The 18,822-nt window shown below is 35.0% G+C and carries 23 protein-coding genes; 15 read left to right on the forward strand and 8 right to left on the reverse strand.

The window, feature by feature from the left end; translation table 11 throughout:
* Nucleotides 1-48: 48 nt before the first annotated feature.
* From AC6IWN_RS05505 to AC6IWN_RS05535, 7 genes are all read left to right on the forward strand, one after another.
* Nucleotides 49-306 carry a hypothetical protein gene (locus AC6IWN_RS05505; protein WP_497991368.1) on the forward strand — a complete coding sequence of 86 codons (258 nt, stop codon included), beginning with the start codon at nt 49-51 and terminating at the stop codon, nt 304-306.
* 40 nt (nt 307-346) lie between these two features.
* Complete coding sequence (locus tag AC6IWN_RS05510; RefSeq protein ID WP_497991369.1) at nt 347-499, forward strand: hypothetical protein; 153 nt, start codon at nt 347-349, stop codon at nt 497-499.
* A gap of 649 nt (nt 500-1,148) precedes the next feature.
* Nucleotides 1,149-1,826 carry a hypothetical protein gene (locus tag AC6IWN_RS05515; protein WP_497991370.1) on the forward strand — a complete coding sequence of 226 codons (678 nt, stop codon included), beginning with the start codon at nt 1,149-1,151 and terminating at the stop codon, nt 1,824-1,826.
* The gene (locus tag AC6IWN_RS05520; protein WP_497991371.1) at nt 1,823-2,011 is read left to right on the forward strand and encodes a hypothetical protein; all 189 of its coding nucleotides are present in this window, start codon (nt 1,823-1,825) and stop codon (nt 2,009-2,011) included. The genes AC6IWN_RS05515 and AC6IWN_RS05520 overlap by 4 nt, the downstream gene beginning before the upstream one ends.
* A 176-nt stretch (nt 2,012-2,187) precedes the next feature.
* Complete coding sequence (locus AC6IWN_RS05525) at nt 2,188-2,379, forward strand: hypothetical protein (protein WP_497991372.1); 192 nt, start codon at nt 2,188-2,190, stop codon at nt 2,377-2,379.
* 50 nt (nt 2,380-2,429) lie between these two features.
* On the forward strand, nt 2,430-2,606 hold the full coding sequence (locus AC6IWN_RS05530) for a hypothetical protein (protein WP_497991373.1): 177 nt from the start codon (nt 2,430-2,432) through the stop codon (nt 2,604-2,606).
* An 83-nt stretch (nt 2,607-2,689) separates the two neighbouring features.
* Nucleotides 2,690-2,926, forward strand: a complete 237-nt coding sequence (locus AC6IWN_RS05535) for a zinc ribbon domain-containing protein (RefSeq protein WP_497991374.1) — start codon at nt 2,690-2,692, stop codon at nt 2,924-2,926.
* Here AC6IWN_RS05535 and AC6IWN_RS05540 read toward each other — a convergent pair.
* A protein-coding gene (locus AC6IWN_RS05540) for an IS3 family transposase (protein ID WP_497987882.1) occupies nt 2,899-4,034 on the reverse strand; the annotation gives its coding sequence in 2 pieces (ribosomal slippage) (nt 2,899-3,788 and nt 3,788-4,034; 1,137 coding nt in all). The genes AC6IWN_RS05535 and AC6IWN_RS05540 overlap by 28 nt on opposite strands.
* A gap of 491 nt (nt 4,035-4,525) precedes the next feature.
* Between AC6IWN_RS05540 and AC6IWN_RS05545 the strand changes: the two genes are divergently transcribed.
* The 7 genes from AC6IWN_RS05545 to larB all read left to right on the forward strand — a co-directional run bounded on the left by AC6IWN_RS05545 (nt 4,526) and on the right by larB (nt 11,228).
* Nucleotides 4,526-4,714 carry a hypothetical protein gene (locus AC6IWN_RS05545; RefSeq protein ID WP_497991375.1) on the forward strand — a complete coding sequence of 63 codons (189 nt, stop codon included), beginning with the start codon at nt 4,526-4,528 and terminating at the stop codon, nt 4,712-4,714.
* Between the two features lie 19 nt (nt 4,715-4,733).
* Nucleotides 4,734-4,880: a hypothetical protein gene (locus AC6IWN_RS05550; protein ID WP_497991376.1), complete on the forward strand. Its 147-nt coding sequence runs from the start codon at nt 4,734-4,736 to the stop codon at nt 4,878-4,880.
* 440 nt (nt 4,881-5,320) lie between these two features.
* On the forward strand, nt 5,321-6,421 hold the full coding sequence (locus AC6IWN_RS05555; RefSeq protein ID WP_497991377.1) for an FIST signal transduction protein: 1,101 nt from the start codon (nt 5,321-5,323) through the stop codon (nt 6,419-6,421).
* A gap of 12 nt (nt 6,422-6,433) precedes the next feature.
* The gene (locus AC6IWN_RS05560; RefSeq protein WP_497991378.1) at nt 6,434-7,426 is read left to right on the forward strand and encodes a methyl-accepting chemotaxis protein; all 993 of its coding nucleotides are present in this window, start codon (nt 6,434-6,436) and stop codon (nt 7,424-7,426) included.
* 176 nt (nt 7,427-7,602) lie between these two features.
* Nucleotides 7,603-8,631 carry an asparaginase gene (locus AC6IWN_RS05565; RefSeq protein WP_497991379.1) on the forward strand — a complete coding sequence of 343 codons (1,029 nt, stop codon included), beginning with the start codon at nt 7,603-7,605 and terminating at the stop codon, nt 8,629-8,631.
* Nucleotides 8,632-8,899: 268 nt separating this feature from the next.
* Complete coding sequence (locus tag AC6IWN_RS05570; RefSeq protein WP_497991380.1) at nt 8,900-10,234, forward strand: alpha-amylase family glycosyl hydrolase; 1,335 nt, start codon at nt 8,900-8,902, stop codon at nt 10,232-10,234.
* A gap of 247 nt (nt 10,235-10,481) precedes the next feature.
* The gene (gene larB / locus AC6IWN_RS05575) at nt 10,482-11,228 is read left to right on the forward strand and encodes a nickel pincer cofactor biosynthesis protein LarB (protein ID WP_497991381.1); all 747 of its coding nucleotides are present in this window, start codon (nt 10,482-10,484) and stop codon (nt 11,226-11,228) included.
* 37 nt (nt 11,229-11,265) lie between these two features.
* Here the strand turns inward: larB and AC6IWN_RS05580 are convergent, their stop codons facing one another.
* From AC6IWN_RS05580 to AC6IWN_RS05600, 5 genes are all read right to left on the reverse strand, one after another.
* Nucleotides 11,266-12,399, reverse strand: coding sequence for a hypothetical protein (locus AC6IWN_RS05580; RefSeq protein WP_497991382.1), 1,134 nt, complete (start codon nt 12,397-12,399; stop codon nt 11,266-11,268).
* 92 nt (nt 12,400-12,491) lie between these two features.
* On the reverse strand, nt 12,492-13,331 hold the full coding sequence (gene larE, locus AC6IWN_RS05585) for an ATP-dependent sacrificial sulfur transferase LarE (RefSeq protein WP_497991383.1): 840 nt from the start codon (nt 13,329-13,331) through the stop codon (nt 12,492-12,494).
* A gap of 17 nt (nt 13,332-13,348) precedes the next feature.
* A complete protein-coding gene (gene larC / locus AC6IWN_RS05590) occupies nt 13,349-14,722 on the reverse strand; it encodes a nickel pincer cofactor biosynthesis protein LarC (protein WP_497991384.1) in 1,374 nt (457 codons plus the stop codon).
* A gap of 315 nt (nt 14,723-15,037) precedes the next feature.
* Nucleotides 15,038-15,310 (reverse strand): GNAT family N-acetyltransferase, encoded by a 273-nt coding sequence (locus tag AC6IWN_RS05595; RefSeq protein WP_497991385.1) that lies wholly within the window; start codon nt 15,308-15,310, stop codon nt 15,038-15,040.
* Between the two features lie 262 nt (nt 15,311-15,572).
* A complete protein-coding gene (locus AC6IWN_RS05600) occupies nt 15,573-15,761 on the reverse strand; it encodes a ferredoxin (protein WP_497991386.1) in 189 nt (62 codons plus the stop codon).
* A 243-nt stretch (nt 15,762-16,004) separates the two neighbouring features.
* Between AC6IWN_RS05600 and AC6IWN_RS05605 the strand changes: the two genes are divergently transcribed.
* Nucleotides 16,005-16,571: a flavin reductase family protein gene (locus AC6IWN_RS05605; RefSeq protein ID WP_497991387.1), complete on the forward strand. Its 567-nt coding sequence runs from the start codon at nt 16,005-16,007 to the stop codon at nt 16,569-16,571.
* A gap of 45 nt (nt 16,572-16,616) precedes the next feature.
* Here the strand turns inward: AC6IWN_RS05605 and AC6IWN_RS05610 are convergent, their stop codons facing one another.
* Both AC6IWN_RS05610 and AC6IWN_RS05615 read right to left on the reverse strand, forming a co-directional pair.
* The gene (locus AC6IWN_RS05610) at nt 16,617-17,534 is read right to left on the reverse strand and encodes a metallophosphoesterase (protein ID WP_497991388.1); all 918 of its coding nucleotides are present in this window, start codon (nt 17,532-17,534) and stop codon (nt 16,617-16,619) included.
* Nucleotides 17,535-17,556: 22 nt separating this feature from the next.
* Entirely contained in the window at nt 17,557-18,582 is a 1,026-nt protein-coding gene (locus AC6IWN_RS05615; RefSeq protein ID WP_497991389.1) for a DUF4474 domain-containing protein, read from the reverse strand.
* Nucleotides 18,583-18,822: the final 240 nt, after the last annotated feature.

The raw sequence follows: 18,822 nt of genomic DNA on the forward strand, positions 1-18,822 counted from the left end.
TGATAGTAAATTAGAAACATAATTCTATAGATAAAAGAGGGCGACAAGGTGAGTGCTAAGATTAAAGATATAGAGGAAATGTCAATTGAAGAAGTTATAAAAAAGCATGATGATGTATCTGAATATACAGTGGTTGGAGTTGATTTTTGGTTAAGAATTTATAACAATAAAAAGAATGAGTTGCTTATTAAAGAACAGAAGAAATTAAATAAACAAATGCTACTTTATACAAAAGCAATGACTTTAATGACTATAATAGTTGTAATAGCTACAATAGCAAGTTTAATTATTAGTATTTCAAAATAATTATAGCTATTTTAGATAAATAACAATTCGTAGGAGAAATATGAATAGCAATGAAAGATTAAAAACGTATTTTGAATACAGATATTTGATTGATGTGTTTTTGAATAATTGCTCACAGGATGATTCTGATTACGAAGACTTATATGACGCAGCTATCATGGGGTTACATATTGTTATAGACGGTATAGATTAATGCAGTGGTAATTTTGAACCTTTCGCATTATTCCATATCAAGAGTGCCATCAATAAATATATCAATCATGAGGACTAGCTTACGGGCTAGTCCTTTTACTATGTTCAAATTTATTAATATACAGACTTATTTAAGGCACTTTCAATGATGTCAATAGTATATATACTGCCTTAAAGGTTAAAATGGCTCTACAAGGCTGTGAGAAAGCGATTTGTTGATCTTTATAAGCTGTTTATTATATATAAGTAAGAGAGGCTCATTAAATATAATATTAAACTATTATATCTTCGAAGGTTCTTTATAAATAACTATTCATTCTTCTCGTCAGATTATATTGAAATAATCGTTGAATTCAATCCACTTATAGAAAATCAAAGTTTAAAGAAATGCTAAATTATCAATATTCAAGTTGAATTGATATTTAATCTACCTTTATCGACATAAATATTTCATAGAAATGGTATAAATCTACCAGATATAATAAAGACATATGATATTAAACTATTTTGTTAGTTGTATATAAAACATATTAAACTATAGTAAATGTGCATACAAAATAATAAATAAATAGTGTTTGACAAACAAATTAAAACGTATTAGTATATTCATATGAAGTAAAAATATGTAAATATTTATATAGGAGGGTTTTATGCAGCAGTCAGACTTCGGTATTGATAAGGTTTATTATGCAATCGAAGCCAAAGATAATAACTATAAAATACGAATAGATATAGAAAATCTTAAATCTGTCTATTTAAATCTCACCAATTTACTGGGAGATGATTTAACTTTTTTTATCAATACAATAAAGTATGCGTATAAAGTATTAGTTAGTAATTTTTTATCATGGATGGATAATTGGAATGGTAGCGAACAGTTAGTTCAAATTGAAAATATATTTATTAAGTATACAAATTTACAATCGGAGTTACATACTGTGGGAATAATAAATAAAGATTTAAAAGCTTTTGCTTATTATGGATTACATGCGATTGAATTTATTAGAGGTGAATATGATCCATGTTTGAAATATATATTGAACGCTTACATAGTTAATCCTAGATTAGCGCGTTACAAATTATATTATTATCTTTATGAATTTAGCTTTTATCCGATGATATCAAAAGATTTAAAAATTGATTTAGCATGTATAAGTAAAGATTATAGATATACAGATGAAGTAATTATGTCAGTAGAGCAAATGAGACTATTATCAGATTTGAGAAGGTACAGATTAGAAGAAATTGAACAAAGGATTGATAATCAATGTGTATGTATTGCGGAAAAAGTCCTCAAGGAAATGGGAGATAGGGGAGACAAATTATGATCTATAAAATATTATTCTATTTGTTAACATTGGCTGCGTCTGCACTATATTTGATTCAGAAAAATAAGAAGGAAACTACGATGGACAAGCATGATACTGATATTGATAGTATTACTGATGAATGTCAAAATGAAGTAGCGACCTCTGAAGAGAAAGATATTGATATAGATACAATAGATAAATAAAATGACGTTAGATCTTTAATAGATAGTTGGTTATGATGCCGGACTATATGAAATTAATATACTTTTCGGTTTACTTTTCTTGTAGTTAAATGGTAATATATTACTATACAGTTAGTTATTTACTAGAGATTTGTATCAGATTATAAAATGAAAACAAATTGAAAGCGAGGACATATATGTTTGGATTAGGAGTATTAGCATTTTTATTTCAAGTAGGATCAGAATCATATAATAAAAAGAAAGACAGTGGGAGAGTTAAACAGTATGAGAAAAAGAAATGTGACGAATTAGGAATACCACCATTTGAGGAAAGAATGAAAATGATTATGGATGGAGTAGAATGGAGAAAGAAGAATGGACTTAGTTAAATTAACAGAGGATTGAGAAACTATAGATTTATGTATTGCAGGAGGCTTATATGGAATATTTAAGTATTGTAGGGGGTTTGATTATAGGTGTACTGGTTTATGTGTTAGATAGTCAAAAGAAGCGTAATAAATGGATTAAAAGAGACAATGATCCGTATAGCACAATTAAAAGAAATGAAGAATATAGAATTAAATTAGTTTCAAAGGATGATGTAGAGGATGAGTAAGTAGAATTAAAAAATGGAACAGGGTAATAAAGTAGTATTTATCTTGATAAAGATAAATTAATATTTTTTACGGAGGTGCAAAAATGGCACTTATTAATTGTCCCGAGTGCAATAAACAGATATCAGATATGGCTCAATCCTGCCCTCATTGTGGATACCCTATTCAACAATCGCTAAAGCACAATGATAAATTGGAATTGTATAGTTTAAAATTAATAGAAACAACTAATCTTATAATGGCTATGAAAATATGGACTTGTGTCAATAACGTAGACACAAAAAGTTTAACTTCCTATGCAGCAGCGTCATGCACTGCATGAGGAGTCATATTGTTAATTGCACCGTGAATCCTTTTTCGATTATACCAGGATTCGATATATTCAAAGATTGCCTTACTGGCATCATTGAAATCATAGTATTTTTTATGATTGACCTCTTCTTTTTTTAGTAAGGAGTGAAAGGATTCAATACATGCATTATCATAAGGATTGCCTTTCCTGCTAAAGGAATGCACCATTTCCTTTTGGGTTATTAACTCGTTAAATTTCTGACTGGTATATTGTGTTCCCAGATCGCTATGGAGAATAATTCCCTTTGTACTTTTTACATTTAGGCAGGCGTTTTCTAAAGATTTAATTACAAGCTCTGTAGTCATTGAAGTTCCATATGCATAGCCTAAAATCTTTTTGCTGTAGAGATCCATTACAGACGCAAGATAAGTCCAACCATCCTTTAACGTATGAATATAAGTTATGTCAGTACACCATTTTTGATTTATATTGGTTGCTTTAAAATCTCTATTTAAAATGTTCTCTCTTTCTACCACATTTGATTTAGAGGAATGTGGGTGGAACTTTTTAACTACGATAGAGCGGAGCCCCATGGAAGACATATAACGTTGAACTCTTTTAAGACTAATATTTTTACCTCTCATTATCAGTATCTTATGAATTTTGGGAGCTCCATAGCGGCATTTGCTTTCTGAATAAATCTTATGGATTTCTGCCTTCAACTTTTCAGCTTTAATCTGTCGGTTTGAGGGCACATGAACTAGAGCCTTATAATAGGTGCTCCTAGGGAACTTCAAGGCTTTGCATATAAGTTTAACGGTATACTTTGATTTGTATTTTTCGATGAAGGTAACGATTTCTTCTATCGTTTTCTGGCGAATATGGCGGTAGCTTTTTTTAAGATTTCATTCTCCATTTCAAGTTCAGCAATACGTCTTTTCATTTTTTCGTATTCCTTTGAAGTGATTTCTTCCTTCTCAGATACTTTAATTGGAGATGATTCTTTAATCCATTTATAAATCGTTACATTTGCCACACCATACTCACTACTAAGATAGCTAACTGAACTACCTGATTGATACAGATCGATTATCTGTTGTTTGAATTCTTCCGAATAACGGACACCGTTCTTGGACATTGAATAACACACACCTTTCTTGGAACTATTGTAATGTGTTAAACTTTTCGTGTCCACTGTTATATACTAACACCAATAGTTAAAGAAGTTTTTAATTTAAATTTACAACAAACCAAAGATTTAGTTAATTCTTCGCCAGTCATCTTAGCAAAAAATATTACTAGAGATGAAGTAATAAAATTATCACAACCATTTTATGATAATCTCATTAAAGTAGACATTATTAAAAGTGATGGATCAATAATTGATCTCGGTATAAAACCACAACCACCAAAAAATCAATATTATTCAAAAGAACCATTACATAATTCGAGAGATTCTATAAATAGTAACCAACCTAAATGTCCCACATGCAAATCAACAAATATTCAAAAAATATCAATTACTCAAAAGGCGGTAGGTGGAACAATGTTTGGATTATTCAGTAGTAAAGTAAGAAAAACATTTGAATGTAAGAATTGTGGATATACTTGGTGATATGGAGGAGTTATATGGGAAAACCAGTACGTTATTTATGTTTAAATAAAGATACTGATTTAATTAAACTAGAAGCGGAAAAGAAAAAATACATATTAGCAGGATTTAATGTTGTTATTTATGATAATACAAGTAAAGACGATAATATAAAAAATGGATTATTTAATATCATAAAAAATCATATAAGTAATAAATCTAACTAAAAAGTGGGAAGGCTATACAATGGAATGTATAAATATTGAAGACATACAAGAATACGAAAAAGCACATCTGGGAGTATTTGATAAAATTAGAGAAGAATTAAATAAGAAGAAATGTATTATTAACTTAAAAATTCCCCTACGAGCTGCTAATATAAAAATCGAGTAAATAAGCCACTTTCAAAAGATTTGATTATCTTTGTAAGTGGCTTGTTTTTTTGTTTCTTGATTTCCGGGTTATCGAAATGGGGCATTAAATTTGTCGCCACTCTATATATTAGTACATATTATGAAAATTCAATAAATCATATAATGAAAATAAAAATCATGGTAAAGGGCGCTCTTATCAACAAATTGATAGCGCTCGTTTTTCATTTTAATCACTCAAATCCTAAGCATTTCAAACAATTCTATAATTATCAATCCGTGATAGTCAAAAAGTAATTATAAGAATTACTTACCCATCAAAAAATCCCTAATGTGGAATAATACAGAAATAATGTAAAATATTACAGAAATGATTGATTTTCGAGATATATAATTATAGAATGTCATTAAAGTTCAAAAAATCACATATGAAAAATATACGAAGATAGGGGATAAAGGAACATGAATTACAAAGTTGGAAAAAGTTCTAGCGTAGATCTTAAGGAAGCGGTGCGTGAAGCTACATGTGAGATTCAATCACCAAAGTTATTGCTGTTCTTTGGGGATGTGAAGCATTTTGAAGAATATACGGCATTGATCCATGAGGAATATCCTAATACGATTGTGATGGGTTCGACCACTTATGCAGGCTTTTGTAAGGATGGGGCTTATAAGGATTCTTTGTTAGTGATGGGAATTGAGGATGGGATAGAATGTTATGCAGATGTATTAGAAGAGGTGGATCGATATCCATTAAAATATGTGGATAGAATCACGGGCTGTGTTGGAAAATTCAAGGATTTAACAAATACGGTATGCTTTGAGATATCAACCGGATTAATCGGCTGTGAGGAATTGGTTTTGTCTACCTTTAGTTCAGTACTGGAAAGCAAAGAGATTCCGTTGTTTGGCGGTACCGCCGGAGATCACGGGAAAGCGGAGAAGACGTTAATCTCTTTAAACGGAATTGTTTATGAGAAAGCTTGTATCTTTGTTATCATTAAGAACCTGGGAGGAAAGATCAAGCTCTATCGTGAGAATATCTATAAACCCACGAATCACTATTTCACAGCAACGAAAGTTGATGTGAAAAACCGTATTGTACATGAGTATGACCATAAGCCGGCAGCAGTTGTTACTGCAGAGGCGCTGAACACATCGGTTAAGGAGCTATCGGGATATCTTGATGGCAATCCACTCGGGAGAATTATCGGTGGGGAGATGTACATAACAGCAAATCAGATGGTTTCAAAAAATAACGGTATGGCTTACCATGCAAGAGTATATAATAACTCTAAAATGGTTCTCCTTGAGCCGGATGATTATAAGAATGTAATTGGTGAAACCATTGAAAAAGTGAAAAAAGAAATTCCGAAGCCATCGATGGCCATTATGATAAATTGTCTGGCCAGATCCATATTGTTTGAAAATGACGGATACCTTGATACTTTCGCCAAGAGTATGGGAAGTGCGTTAGGTAATTACATCGGTTTTGCAGGATATGGAGAACAGCTGAACCAGCAACATTTTAACCAGACAATGGTTTTAGCTGTATTTGAATAGGTGGGGGAGAATATGAGAATATTTAATAAGAAGAGAAAAGAGATAATTACAAATCCGGAGATTAGTGCAACGATAGAATTAAATGTAAAACCGGTTACAGAAGCATCAGAAGAGTATTATAGCTATATCAATTATGGTGTAACACACATTGAAAAGAAGATTGATGAGTTCTTGGATGAAGAAGTAAAGGTGTCAAAATCAATCCAGGATATTCAATACACCTATGCCCAGATGAGCGGGATTCAAGACGTGATTAATCGATTGAATTCTAACTTTAATGATTTTGGACAATATGTGAATAATATTAATGGTGTTATGAAGCGATCGGAAACTGCTATTTCTCAAGCGGATGATAAAATGAATACCCTATCTGATAAATTAAATGGGACATGTGATCAGCTGGATTTATTTACAGAATCCTTTCATTCCTTGGAAAATAACTTTAATGATATTAAAGAAATGTCAAAAAGTATAACAGGAATAGCAAAGAATACAAATCTTTTGGCGTTAAATGCATCCATTGAAGCAGCAAGAGCAGGAGAGGCTGGCAGGGGTTTTGCAGTAGTTGCTGATGAGATTAGAAAGTTATCTTCCGCTACAACAGAGCTGGTTCACGGAATTGATGAAAATATTATGAAACTGTATGAGAGTATTAGCATGTTAAGTAACCAGATTGTTAGTACAAAGGAAGCAATTCAAGGTAATTTTGAATATGCTTTAAATGTACAGAAGGATTTTAAACAGGTTACTGATTGTACTTATGAGGTAAAGGACTTTAGCGAACAGATCGTTACTGGAATTGAACAAACAAGTACTGAGATTAGCGGGGCCGCAACCGGTGTTGGTTCGGTAGCGGAGATTGTTGATTCAGTGGGTGATAAATTGGAAAATCTGAATTTGAGAATGAGTAAGCGTTCGACGATTATTTGTAATATCACAGACTTTTTACAGCAGATTAATAATCTCTCGGGTGAAAAGATGTCCGAAGAGAAGGGAAATCAGTAAAAGATAGAATAACAGTAGGATATAGAATAACATAAAGATATTGAATAACATAAAGATATTGAATAACATTGAGATACAGAATAACATTAAGAGATAGGGTAACTGGAAGAATAAGAAAATCAGGAAGAGAAAGAATATCAGAAAGAAAATGAATATCAGGAAGGATTGTTGCTATAGTGAATAATAACGGCATAAGTGAAACATTAAAGAAGAAAATATTATTGATAGCAACAGGAGGAACCATCGCTTCTTCAAGTACCTCATCGGGTCTGTCCCCGCTCCTGACTTCGGAGGACGTGCTTGAATATATCAAAAACATCGATCATTTTTGCGAGGTGGATTCGGTTCAACTGTGTAATCTTGATAGTACGAATATCGGTCCGGAGCACTGGATTATGATGGCGGATACAATTCGTGATTCCTTTCATCAATACGACGGATTTGTCATAAGTCATGGTACAGATACGATGGCATATACCGCAGCGGCGTTATCCTATTTGATTCAGCATTCGCCAAAACCAATTGTCATCACCGGATCACAAAAACCAATTAATACAGAGGATTCTGACTCTAGAATGAATCTTTATGGCAGCTTTTTATATGCATCCTCAGAATTGGCAAGTGGTGTTCAGATTTTGTTCGGTGGAAAGGTGATACTGGGTACGAGAGCCAGAAAGACCCACTCAAAAAGTTTTCACGCATTCTCAAGCATCAATTACCCTTACCTTGCCGTGGTGCAGGAGGATAAAATTCTTCAATACATCACGCTGCCCAAGGAAAGAGAGCCAGCCTTTTATAATAAACTTAATCCGAGTGTCGCTCTGTTAAAGCTGGTACCAGGAATGGATTCCGGTGTTCTTAATTATCTTTTGGAGAAAAATGATGCTGTGATTATAGAGAGCTTTGGAGTAGGAGGGATCCCTTCTCTTAAAGAGTATAATTACTATGAAGTGATCGAAAAATGGATACAACATGGTAAAACTATCGTAATGACAACACAGGTTCCAAATGAAGGAAGCGATATGAATGTCTACAAAGTAGGGCAGAAGTTAAAGAAACAGTTTCCTATACTTGAGGCATATGACATGACGACTGAAGCGGTTGTCACTAAATTGATGTGGATTCTTGGACAAACACATGATCAGGAAGAAATAAGCAGGTTGTTTTATACCACGATCAGTAATGATTTATTATTTAAAGAATAATTAGAATAATCCCAGAGATGGTAGTTTGAAATAATCCCTCTAACGTAAACGGTTTAAAACTGATACGTTAGAGGGATTATTTAATTCGTTTAGAACAAAATGTGTGCGATGTGAGGAGTTGATATAAAATGATAATACAAAGGAATAATGTTATATTGCCATAATGTGCTGTTTGAAGACTATGTTCATGTGGATTACATTTCAGAAATACTATTTTTTGTCTTACTTGAATATATATTTGCTGTAACAGAAAGCTTTGGAGGTAACAATGCAAGTAAGCAATTCTGAAAATGCTCTGTCTGAGGAAAATCAATACATTGAGAAGAGAAGTGAAAGTTCCGATAAGGTTACGAAGTGGATTAAAGACGCAATCATATATGAGATTATACCAGATCGTTTTGCGGCTTCGTGGCGGAATTCGAATAGTAGTGTAGAGGATACTGATGAGAAATATTTGTTAAAGCAAGAAACAGTGTCAGAGCCTTTAATGGGAACAATTCAAGGAATCATTGATAATGTAGACTATATTCTTAAACTTGGGGTTAACTGTATTTGTCTAAATCCATTTATAACTGATGAAAACATTAAGGATGCATATGATTATACCCAAGTTAATGGACTACTGGGGAAAAATAAGGATTTTGCATTCTTGGTAAATTTCTGCCATGATTGCAATGTTAAGGTGATAATGGATGGATTATATCATGAGTATGATGGGGAGAGTGGTTCAGAGGGGGAAGAAACAAGCAATGAAGAAAGAATGAATTATTATCTTACGTTATGTCGTCAATGGATTATCGAATATGGAATAGATGGGGTTAAAATTGATGAAACAGTTGATACGATGAAGGAATCATTTCTTATGTTTTGTGAAGCAATCAAGAAATGTAATGAGAATTGTTTGATACTAGTTAATAATTCTAACGAAGATAAGCTCAAGCAAGATATCAACAAGGAAGATATGATCAAGGAAGTTATTCAGGGATTAAATATTGTGTTTAATAAACAATTTCATAATGTCTGCAAGGATTTCTTTGCCACGCATCATATTAATGCAGATGAGTTTCGAGATCATTTTAACCCACCTAAGCTTGATTGCATGATGGAGATACCTTATCCATTTATCAATTTTTTGAGTGATAAAGGCACACCGCGGTTTCTATTTTTATGTAATAAAGACTTTTCTCGGTATAAGCTTTCTATTCTGTATCTTATGACATCCCCCGGAATACCAATGATTTTGTATGGAGATGAAAATCCAGTATTCGGGGATAAGGAAGTGGATACCTTACAAGCGATGCCATTTGATGAGGAGCAGGAATTGTTTGCTTTTTACAAGGCTGCGATATTTTTACGTAAGAAGTTGAAAGGGTTACGTGTTGGAGGATACCGAACGGTTGAAGCAGAGAAGGACAGTAATCTCTTTGTATATGAACGATATACCGATGAGGAGTGTATCACGGTTGCGCTCAATGCAGGAGAGACAGAAGTGCCACTTGACCTAGACACAGAGGGTAAGATGATGATATGGAATAACGGATATGAGGAGTTGAGACTCACTGCGTATGGGTTTGTGATATTAAGGAAGAAGAGAATGGTTTAATGTAGGGATATCGTGATTTATAAAGCTTCGAGCAGAGGGCAGTAAAGAATGATGCTGTATTTGCTCGAAGTATTTATATTGGATAAGATAGTACAAACTATTAGGGTTTGTAAGACATGAATTATATACTGCATCTACTGGTATTTTTTATGTATTTATGGTACCATACTAGATGGAAAATCAATAAAAATGATAAGACTTAATGCATAAGCCATCCAATTGATGGAGAGGCAGATTGGAGTTATATATGGATGTTCAAAGACTATTAGAACAAGTTAAAAATAATGAAGTTACGATAAGTGAGGCCGAGGAGATTCTTAAGAAATTGCCTTATGAAGATCTTGGACATGCGAAGCTTGACCATCATAGGGAATTACGCTCCGGCTTTGGGGAAGCTATTTTTTGCGCAGGAAAATCTACTCCCCACTTAATTAGTATTTATCAGAACTTCTATGAGAAGGGGACGAATGTTCTAGGAACAAGAGCTACGCAGGAGCAATATGAGAGTGTGAAAGAAGTTCTTCCAGAAGTGGAATATGATTCGTTATCAAGAATACTAAAGATACAAACGACTCAGAAAGAAAAAGTAGGTTGTATAGTGGTTTGCACCGGTGGCACGGCCGATATCCCGGTGGCTGAGGAAGCTGCACAAACAGCGGAATTCTTCGGAAGTAATGTTATTCGCATCTATGATGTCGGGGTAGCTGGAATACACCGATTGTTTTCTAAGCTTGAAGATATCCGTCATGCGAACTGTGTTGTTGCTGTAGCAGGAATGGAGGGCGCTCTTGGAAGTGTTGTAGCAGGATTGGTGGATAAACCGGTGATAGCAGTGCCGACATCAATCGGTTATGGCGCGAGCTTTCAAGGAGTATCAGCATTATTGACTATGCTCAATTCCTGTGCGGAGGGACTTGCTGTGGTCAATATAGATAATGGATTCGGCGCAGGATATATTGCTACACAGATTAATCGTTTGGCAATAAAGGAATAGAAGAATAGCGTAGATATTAAAAATGCCACCATGAAGGTTAACCAATGGTGGCATTACATGTAATAACATATACAGTTCTTTCGTTTGTAAAACAACAACTTATCATGGAAGTACCTTTCTTTATGGCTCGCACGATTCCATTTGCCGGATCAACCGAGACATTGGAATTATTGGACTCAAAGGAATATTTCCCACCGCTATATGCGGTAATGACATTTAAGTCAAAATAATCATTGATGGATAAACTTAAGGTGTTTTTATTAAGTGATACGATATCCGCCTGATTTGCCACATTCACCTTCATAAAATAGGTATATTGCTCTTTCGAACTAGGGTTAGTTATGCAAGTGGTTATGATAGCATCTCCATTATGGATTGCTTTAACTTCACCGGTTGTGGGATTGACATTGGCTACAAGATTGTCAGAAGAAGTCCAATGAATTGATCCGGCAGGTGTTTTAGGATATGAAGTTGGAGTATAGGTCGAACCGGGCTGCATGTACAAGGAATCAGCCGATAAAGTATACTTTGGTGAATAATTTATAATAAAGGAACCTTTTAACACGGGATAGTTATCATTAACAGGGGTAAAAGCATATTGAATGGTATTATCACCCATATCATATTCGTTTATATTATCGCTATAATTGATTTCACCTGCAACCTGTCTGCCTTCACTATCCTTAACAGAGTATGTAATTGTTCGATAAAATGGCAATGGATTTTCGTTAGTCGTCATATAATCTTCTGTTAAGTGGAAGATCCTACCCTCTAAGGAACAATTCAGCTTCTGATCAGCTTTTACGACCTTAACCTTTATCGGGAAAGAGCAGCCTTCTTTGCTGTTATAAATATTTTGTACTCTTATATTGATTGAACTGGAATTCCCAACTTGAGTTAACCCGGTATTATCGCAATATAGGACACATAGGTTGTCTGAATGGTAAACCTTATTATTGCAGGTTAAAGTACCGGTAATGGTGAAATCCGTTGTACTGGGAATATCTCCTTGCACAAAATCATGTTTTTGAATAACCTTGCCATGAAAGCTGCCGGAAGAGTCGGTTATTGTATTCTTTGATTCGTTATAATATGTATTCGTAACCGGCTTCAAATTTAACATAAGTAATATAGTTGATATTAGTATAATTAGGATTCGAATATATTTCATAAGACACCTCCCACAGTATTATATAGAGGAATCTTAAAAATATAACAAAAATTTAAGTTGGTAAAACGTTTCTTGTCCTTTCTTTTAACCTTCTAAGTAAGATTAATATCCATACTTCCTGATCGGAATCCTTCCAGATCCAGTGTAATATAAATAAACCCAAGATCTTTCATATGCTGAATGATAACTGAAGTGTGTTCAAAAAGGCTAGGAAAGGCGGACTTATCTACCTCGATTCGTAGAATGTTATCGTGTAACCTGAGTCTTACGTTATAAAAACCAAGCTTCCTCAGGTATTGTTCCCCCTGATCGATTCGTTTGAGTAGTTCAAAATCAAAGGTTGTTCCGTAGGGCAATCGTGTGGCCAGGCATGGTGCAGAAGGCTTATCAGAGGTGGAGATATGTAATGCTGTGGCCATGGAGCGAATTTGTTGCTTTGTAATTTGTAACTCCAGTAAAGGGCTATTAATGCCCAGTTCTAATAGCGCTTTCATCCCGGGTCGGTAAGCGTTGCGATCATCATAATTTGTTCCGTCCACAAGATAAGTAAAGCCCTGTTCCTTCGCTACCTTGATAAAGGTTTGAAATAATAATTTTTTACAACGGTAGCAGCGGTCAACCGGATTTTTCATGATTTCAGGATCAGCAAATTCATCCACAAGGATGGTCTTGTGAATTGCACCCATACTGAGTGCTAGATTGCGTGCCTCCTCCAAATCACCATGGGGGTGAAGCTGTGTTTCAAAAGTAACAGCAAGTACCCGGTGATTTGAAGTCTTACCCACCTCGCAGGCAAGCTTAAGTAAAAGGCTGCTGTCCACCCCTCCAGAGAAAGCAACTGCTATACCCTCATTAACATGAGACTGGAATAGGTTATATAGTTCTTCTATGGCAGCAGAGCTTGAAATCTCTGCATTATTAGTGTTATTCATCATAATTTCCTCGGTTATTAAAATAAACTCTTTCTTCCTTCATACTGAGCTAATTGATACATCGTCATATAATCCAGTCCTGAACTTTGACAAAGTGATTTGATGCTTTCGTATTCGGGGTAAATATAGGTCTGGTTTTCATAGGTACATATTTTTAACTGTACATCACCATAGGGCGTGGTTACTGTTTTTTGCTCCCTCGGTAATATGGTACGAATGGCTTCTTGCTTACGAATCCCAATCGTGGTTGTATGTGTGAAGATAATTCCTTCCAGCTTTTTAATATCGTCTTCCTTACATATTACACCGAGCAGATAAGCAGGGCGGTTCTTCTTCATAAAAATAGGAGTATAGTAGACGTCCTTCGCTCCGTTTTGGAATAATAGTTCCATTGTGAAGGAAAGAGCTTCCCCGGTACAATCATCGAGATTTGCCTCAAGTACCCATATCTTATCCGTAGCGGTGTCAGCGGTAATCTCTTCAATTAACATTGCACGTAGTATACCCGAAGCACCCTGGTAAATTCTCTTACCGGCGCCCAGACCGATTTTTTGGATACGCATATTCTTTGGTAATTGATCCTCAGTCTTTATTGCAGCAACAATCGCAGCTCCGGTAGGTGTTACAAGCTCACCTTTTACCGAGGTAATATGGAGTGGGAGCTGATGCTCTGCTGCTATATTGATTACTGCAGGAACAGGAATCGGAAGCAGTCCATGCTGACATTTGATTTGGCCGGTTCCTTCGTGCAATTCAGAAACAATTACTTTTTTAATATTCAGGTTATCCAGACATATCGCTGCAGCTACGATATCGACGATGGAATCAATTGCACCAACCTCATGAAAATGCACCTCGTCTAAGGGCTTGGAATGAGCCTTTGATTCTGCTACCGCGATGATGTGGAAGATTCTTTTTGCTAAATCTTTCGCGTTATCTGTAATATCAGATTCTTCTATAATTGAATTAATATCATATAAGTTCCTATGCTCATGATGTCCCAGATGTAGTGATTCGCTAGGTTCAGAAAGATCATGAGTATGAGGATGATCATGGGGATGGTCATTCAGGTGGAAATGGTCATGAGAATGTTCATCCTCGTGGGAATGACTATGGGAATGGCCATCTTGGTGGAGGTGGTCATGACTATGTACTTCTTCGTGATCAAAATCATGAGAATCAATATCCTGATCTAAAATTACATTAAAATCACAAGCATCAATACTACTTTTTAATCTACGTCCTATCTCAATACGATATCCGTCTACCTTTAAACTATTTAATCCATCTAATAATATTTTTTGGTCGGCTCCTAGATCAAGTAAAGCCGCAACGGTCATATCACCGCTGATTCCGGAGTAACACTCCAGATATAATGTGTTTTCATTCATATTTATACTCTCACTTTCAATTAAGAATAGCTTTCATAGTCAATTATATAACTTCAATATTGATATTTGTATATCATAATTCGATTTTTTGTGGTGTATCAAACGAATGGTTGAATTATAGCACCGGGCTTATAGTATAGTAAATGTATTAAATTAGCTATAAACGTATCAAACATGATATGAAAAAACAAAAATATGAAAAATGCTCCGTACTGTGACTGGATTTATGAACAGTGAACAGAGGAGCAAGGTTTTGTGTAAAATTGAGACAAAATGATATCGTATTTAGTGAATCACAATTGTTACCGCAGAGTTTTAAGCTAAGACATCGGAATATTCCGGATGTTCTCCAAACCATTTCACAGCATAACTGCAAGTTGGCTTTGCCTTCTGGTTGTTAGCCCTTAACTGGGTAACTACTGCCTCCATCAGTTTGCCTGCGACTCCCTGACCGCGGAGAGATTTATCCACATAGGTGTGATCGATATTGACGATATCCGCTGTCACATTAGGAAAGGTTACAACGGCAATCATTTGATTGTTTTCATCATCTAAATATATTTTATTTTTTTCGTATTTAAAATCCATAAAGTCACTCCTCATTCACCTAAAATTTGTTATAACTAAATTATAACATAATGGGAATATCGCAACAATAGAAACATATTTCATTGCATAACGCTCTCGCATAGATGAAGTATGTAATGGTGCTTAAAGTCACAAAATGCGTGACCTAAACACCAGCGATTTCAAAATAATGCTTATAAAACGATATTACATCTTACATATAAAAATAATCAAACAAAAATAGACTAGTGAAGGAAAAATAATATCAATAGTATAATAAAAATTATTCTAAATTAATTACACTAACAGGGCAACCATCTCGAGCCTCTTCAGCCTGCTTTAAATGTTTTTCCGGAATATCATCTTCAATAGCCTGTGAAATGTCATTTTCATTATAGCTGAATACCTCGGGGCATATATCAATGCATAAACCACAGCTGATGCAGCCGTCTTGGTCAACTGATGCTTTCATGTGTATTCTCCTTTCAAACTGTATTATTTTTTACCATAATGTACTGGATATATTATGTATGGAAGAAGTTCAAATTATTCATTTATCATAAACCTTTTCCGGCTCAATTGGTAATAATATCTTTCGTCAAGATTATTATGAATACGAAAAAGAATAATTGGATTTTAACAAGAAATCATTTATAATAGTTCCATTATACGTTTTGTATTCTAAATTACAAAATGAATTACGACGGAGGTAATTATGGCTGAGAGAGATAATTGGAAGCCGGGAAATATGCTTTATCCAATTCCGGCTGTTATGGTAAGCTGTGGCAAAATTAAAGAAAAACCTAATATTATTACGATTGCCTGGGCGGGTACCGTGTGCACGAATCCTGCTATGGTATCGATTTCAATAAGAAAAGAGCGTTATTCCTATGATATTATCAAGGAGAACAGAGAATTTGTTATCAATCTTGTTACAAAGGATCTGGTATTTCAGGCAGATTACTGCGGAGTGAAATCCGGAAGAGATGTGGACAAATTCAAGGAGATGAAGCTCACTCCAATAAAGGCACAGAAGGTGAATGTTCCATATATTGAGGAAAGCCCGGTCAGCATTGAGTGCGTGGTAAAGGAGATTATTCCGTTAGGAAGCCATGATATGTTTCTTGCAGAAGTCGTAAATGTAGGGGTAGATAAGAAATATATGGACGAAACAGGTCGTTTTCATCTGAACAAATCAGAACTGATCACATACTCCCATGGGGAATACTATTCACTGGGAGAATACCTTGGAAAATTCGGATACTCCGTTAAAAAAAGATGATATTATAGGGCTGATGTAAAAAAAATTGCATCAGCCCTTCATATATTAATTTTCTTCGGTGGAATACTCCTGGGATTTAAAATATTCCATGATGCGAATTGGCCCTTCGAGAACTTCACGTCCGACATAAAGCGTACGATCTGGTCTTGTTAGTATTGCCCACTTCACCAATGCGATTGTTCCGTTTCGTATCTCTAATGCGGTGATACATCGCGGGTGCACACAACTGCCATCATTAAAATAAGGAACCTGACCGGCACTGGGGAATTCCGCTCTATGTGTATGACCGCATATAAGCGGATGTTTGTTCTGAATGATCCAGTCTCTTAATCTATTTTCGATAGCATTTTTATTGGAGTTGTTTTTAGATGCGCTCGTCGGGTCTTTTATTCCTATCAATTCCAGGGGTCTCCATAAATAACGCACGAGAAAGCGAGATAATCGCCATAATGTATCATTTTGAAAGTCTGCCTGATGTCCATGGGTTAAAAAAATCTTATGAGCGGATTGACGATATTGAAGTATGAGTCCTTCGGGGAATTTGATGCCGGGGAATAACGGAATCTGCGAATCAATACTTTCGCAATAAAAGCTGTGGCATTTTGTTTTTGAGAATCGGGAATCCCGTTTAATGATATCGTGGTTACCGTATAGCATCATAAGGCGATTGTTTTTATAAAATAAAGACATGAGCCAGAAAGCATCACTATGCGTGCTGATAATATCATTAATATCCCTATTTTCCCATAATTCATCTCCATCACCCAATTCAATGTACGTAAATCCGTTTTCATAATAATAGTAAAGTGAAGCGAAAAATAGGTTTTGATTACCAGAAAAGTTATCTCCCCAATTCCCTATTCCACGATGACAATCGCTCATGATTACAAAACGTGAACTATCATCAAAATTAATGATAGTTGATTCCTTAAACACTTTGGATAAACGTTTTGAAGTAGACAATGCTCCTTCCCCCTTTTTGTTTTTAATCCTTATCCAAATGTTCGTTGATTGCTACAAAGGCATCATATACTGCATGTGGCTTCCCGATATTGATTGCACTATTGTACATACCGGGAGATTCCTTGCGGAGTACTTCCAATTTATCAAGCGTATCAGGATATGCCTTTGTTAACTCGTTGTAGGTATTGCATAGGTTTTCATCATTTTTCAGCATGAGAAAGTCGGTAAATGCAGTTCTGGTAACAGGTTGTGGAGTGTGAGGTTTATCAAAATGAATGTATACCTTGTTGTTTTGAACCTGGTATTCGTTGTCCTTGTATCCTGCCTTTACCAGTGCATTTACAAAAGTGAATGTCATACGTTTATCATATAATTCTATTACGATATCCATGGTTAATTCGGAAGGCTTTGAGAATTCACCTAATTTAAATCCGGTTAGCCACCAATGAAAACCGCTCCTTGTAAACAATAAATTTCCTTTTTTGCGAAGAGCATAGGACATATTAATGCAGTCCTTATCCTCCACACTATGATAGAATGTTCCGTTAAAAATGCCTGGAATTGACATGGCAGAACTGGTTGTATAATAGATACCGATTTCCGCTCCGGTATTCATTCCGTATTGTCCTTTCCAGAATTCGATTAACCATTTACGGCCATTGTATTCAAAATAAATCGGTTCACAATCAATAATCATACTTAACGCAGCACTTGCTTCATCATATAATCTGCAGTAGCCAAACTCACGCTGCCATGGATACATGATGGAATAAAATATATCCTGATTGGGTTCGTATGCAAAACCAAAAGGTTTAATATCTTCATTTAATTCATTTACACGCTCAGCTGAATCACCAATGATGTCAGTAATCGGTGTAATCACCTCGTGCTTGTTGCCTTTCTTTTTTAAATGAACTGTATATAATAGTCCAACAATCAATACAAACAGACCACCGATGATAGTTAGCACTCCTATATAGTCTTCAAGAAAATAAATCAAACCAACTGCCTGCATTGGTAAAAGCGTAGACGTACAAAACATAAGCATTTTATCAGCTCCTTTCTTGTTGTTATATATCATAATATTCGGGATATGGTTTGGTTGTTAAAGGTGAAAGGGGTGTTTTGTTGAATCAATGATGGTAATTTTTAAATTCCGGATAAATTGGGGTTGAGTCGTAAAAACGAAGTGAATCCTAAGCACGAGATATTGACTTATAAGAAGAATGGGATATAATAAATTCGATAGTAGTGTGACTTATGGGAAAACATAATTCACATCTATTAG

It is taken from the genome of Variimorphobacter sp. HTMS_6, assembly GCF_059717775.1.

Excerpts from the sequence above, each read along its gene's own strand:
- AC6IWN_RS05560 (WP_497991378.1), top strand. The coding sequence starts at position 6,434 with ATGAGAATATTTAATAAGAAGAGAAAAGAGATAATTACAAATCCGGAG.
- AC6IWN_RS05515 (WP_497991370.1), top strand. The coding sequence starts at position 1,149 with ATGCAGCAGTCAGACTTCGGTATTGATAAGGTTTATTATGCAATCGAA.
- AC6IWN_RS05570 (WP_497991380.1), top strand. The coding sequence starts at position 8,900 with ATGCAAGTAAGCAATTCTGAAAATGCTCTGTCTGAGGAAAATCAATAC.
- AC6IWN_RS05580 (WP_497991382.1), bottom strand. The coding sequence starts at position 12,399 with ATGAAATATATTCGAATCCTAATTATACTAATATCAACTATATTACTT.
- larB (WP_497991381.1), top strand. The coding sequence starts at position 10,482 with ATGGATGTTCAAAGACTATTAGAACAAGTTAAAAATAATGAAGTTACG.
- AC6IWN_RS05510 (WP_497991369.1), top strand. The coding sequence starts at position 347 with ATGAATAGCAATGAAAGATTAAAAACGTATTTTGAATACAGATATTTG.
- AC6IWN_RS05535 (WP_497991374.1), top strand. The coding sequence starts at position 2,690 with ATGGCACTTATTAATTGTCCCGAGTGCAATAAACAGATATCAGATATG.
- AC6IWN_RS05595 (WP_497991385.1), bottom strand. The coding sequence starts at position 15,310 with ATGGATTTTAAATACGAAAAAAATAAAATATATTTAGATGATGAAAAC.
- AC6IWN_RS05530 (WP_497991373.1), top strand. The coding sequence starts at position 2,430 with ATGGAATATTTAAGTATTGTAGGGGGTTTGATTATAGGTGTACTGGTT.
- larC (WP_497991384.1), bottom strand. The coding sequence starts at position 14,722 with ATGAATGAAAACACATTATATCTGGAGTGTTACTCCGGAATCAGCGGT.
- AC6IWN_RS05550 (WP_497991376.1), top strand. The coding sequence starts at position 4,734 with ATGGAATGTATAAATATTGAAGACATACAAGAATACGAAAAAGCACAT.
- AC6IWN_RS05605 (WP_497991387.1), top strand. The coding sequence starts at position 16,005 with ATGGCTGAGAGAGATAATTGGAAGCCGGGAAATATGCTTTATCCAATT.
- larE (WP_497991383.1), bottom strand. The coding sequence starts at position 13,331 with ATGAATAACACTAATAATGCAGAGATTTCAAGCTCTGCTGCCATAGAA.
- AC6IWN_RS05525 (WP_497991372.1), top strand. The coding sequence starts at position 2,188 with ATGTTTGGATTAGGAGTATTAGCATTTTTATTTCAAGTAGGATCAGAA.
- AC6IWN_RS05520 (WP_497991371.1), top strand. The coding sequence starts at position 1,823 with ATGATCTATAAAATATTATTCTATTTGTTAACATTGGCTGCGTCTGCA.
- AC6IWN_RS05600 (WP_497991386.1), bottom strand. The coding sequence starts at position 15,761 with ATGAAAGCATCAGTTGACCAAGACGGCTGCATCAGCTGTGGTTTATGC.
- AC6IWN_RS05615 (WP_497991389.1), bottom strand. The coding sequence starts at position 18,582 with ATGCTTATGTTTTGTACGTCTACGCTTTTACCAATGCAGGCAGTTGGT.
- AC6IWN_RS05545 (WP_497991375.1), top strand. The coding sequence starts at position 4,526 with ATGGGAAAACCAGTACGTTATTTATGTTTAAATAAAGATACTGATTTA.
- AC6IWN_RS05555 (WP_497991377.1), top strand. The coding sequence starts at position 5,321 with ATGAATTACAAAGTTGGAAAAAGTTCTAGCGTAGATCTTAAGGAAGCG.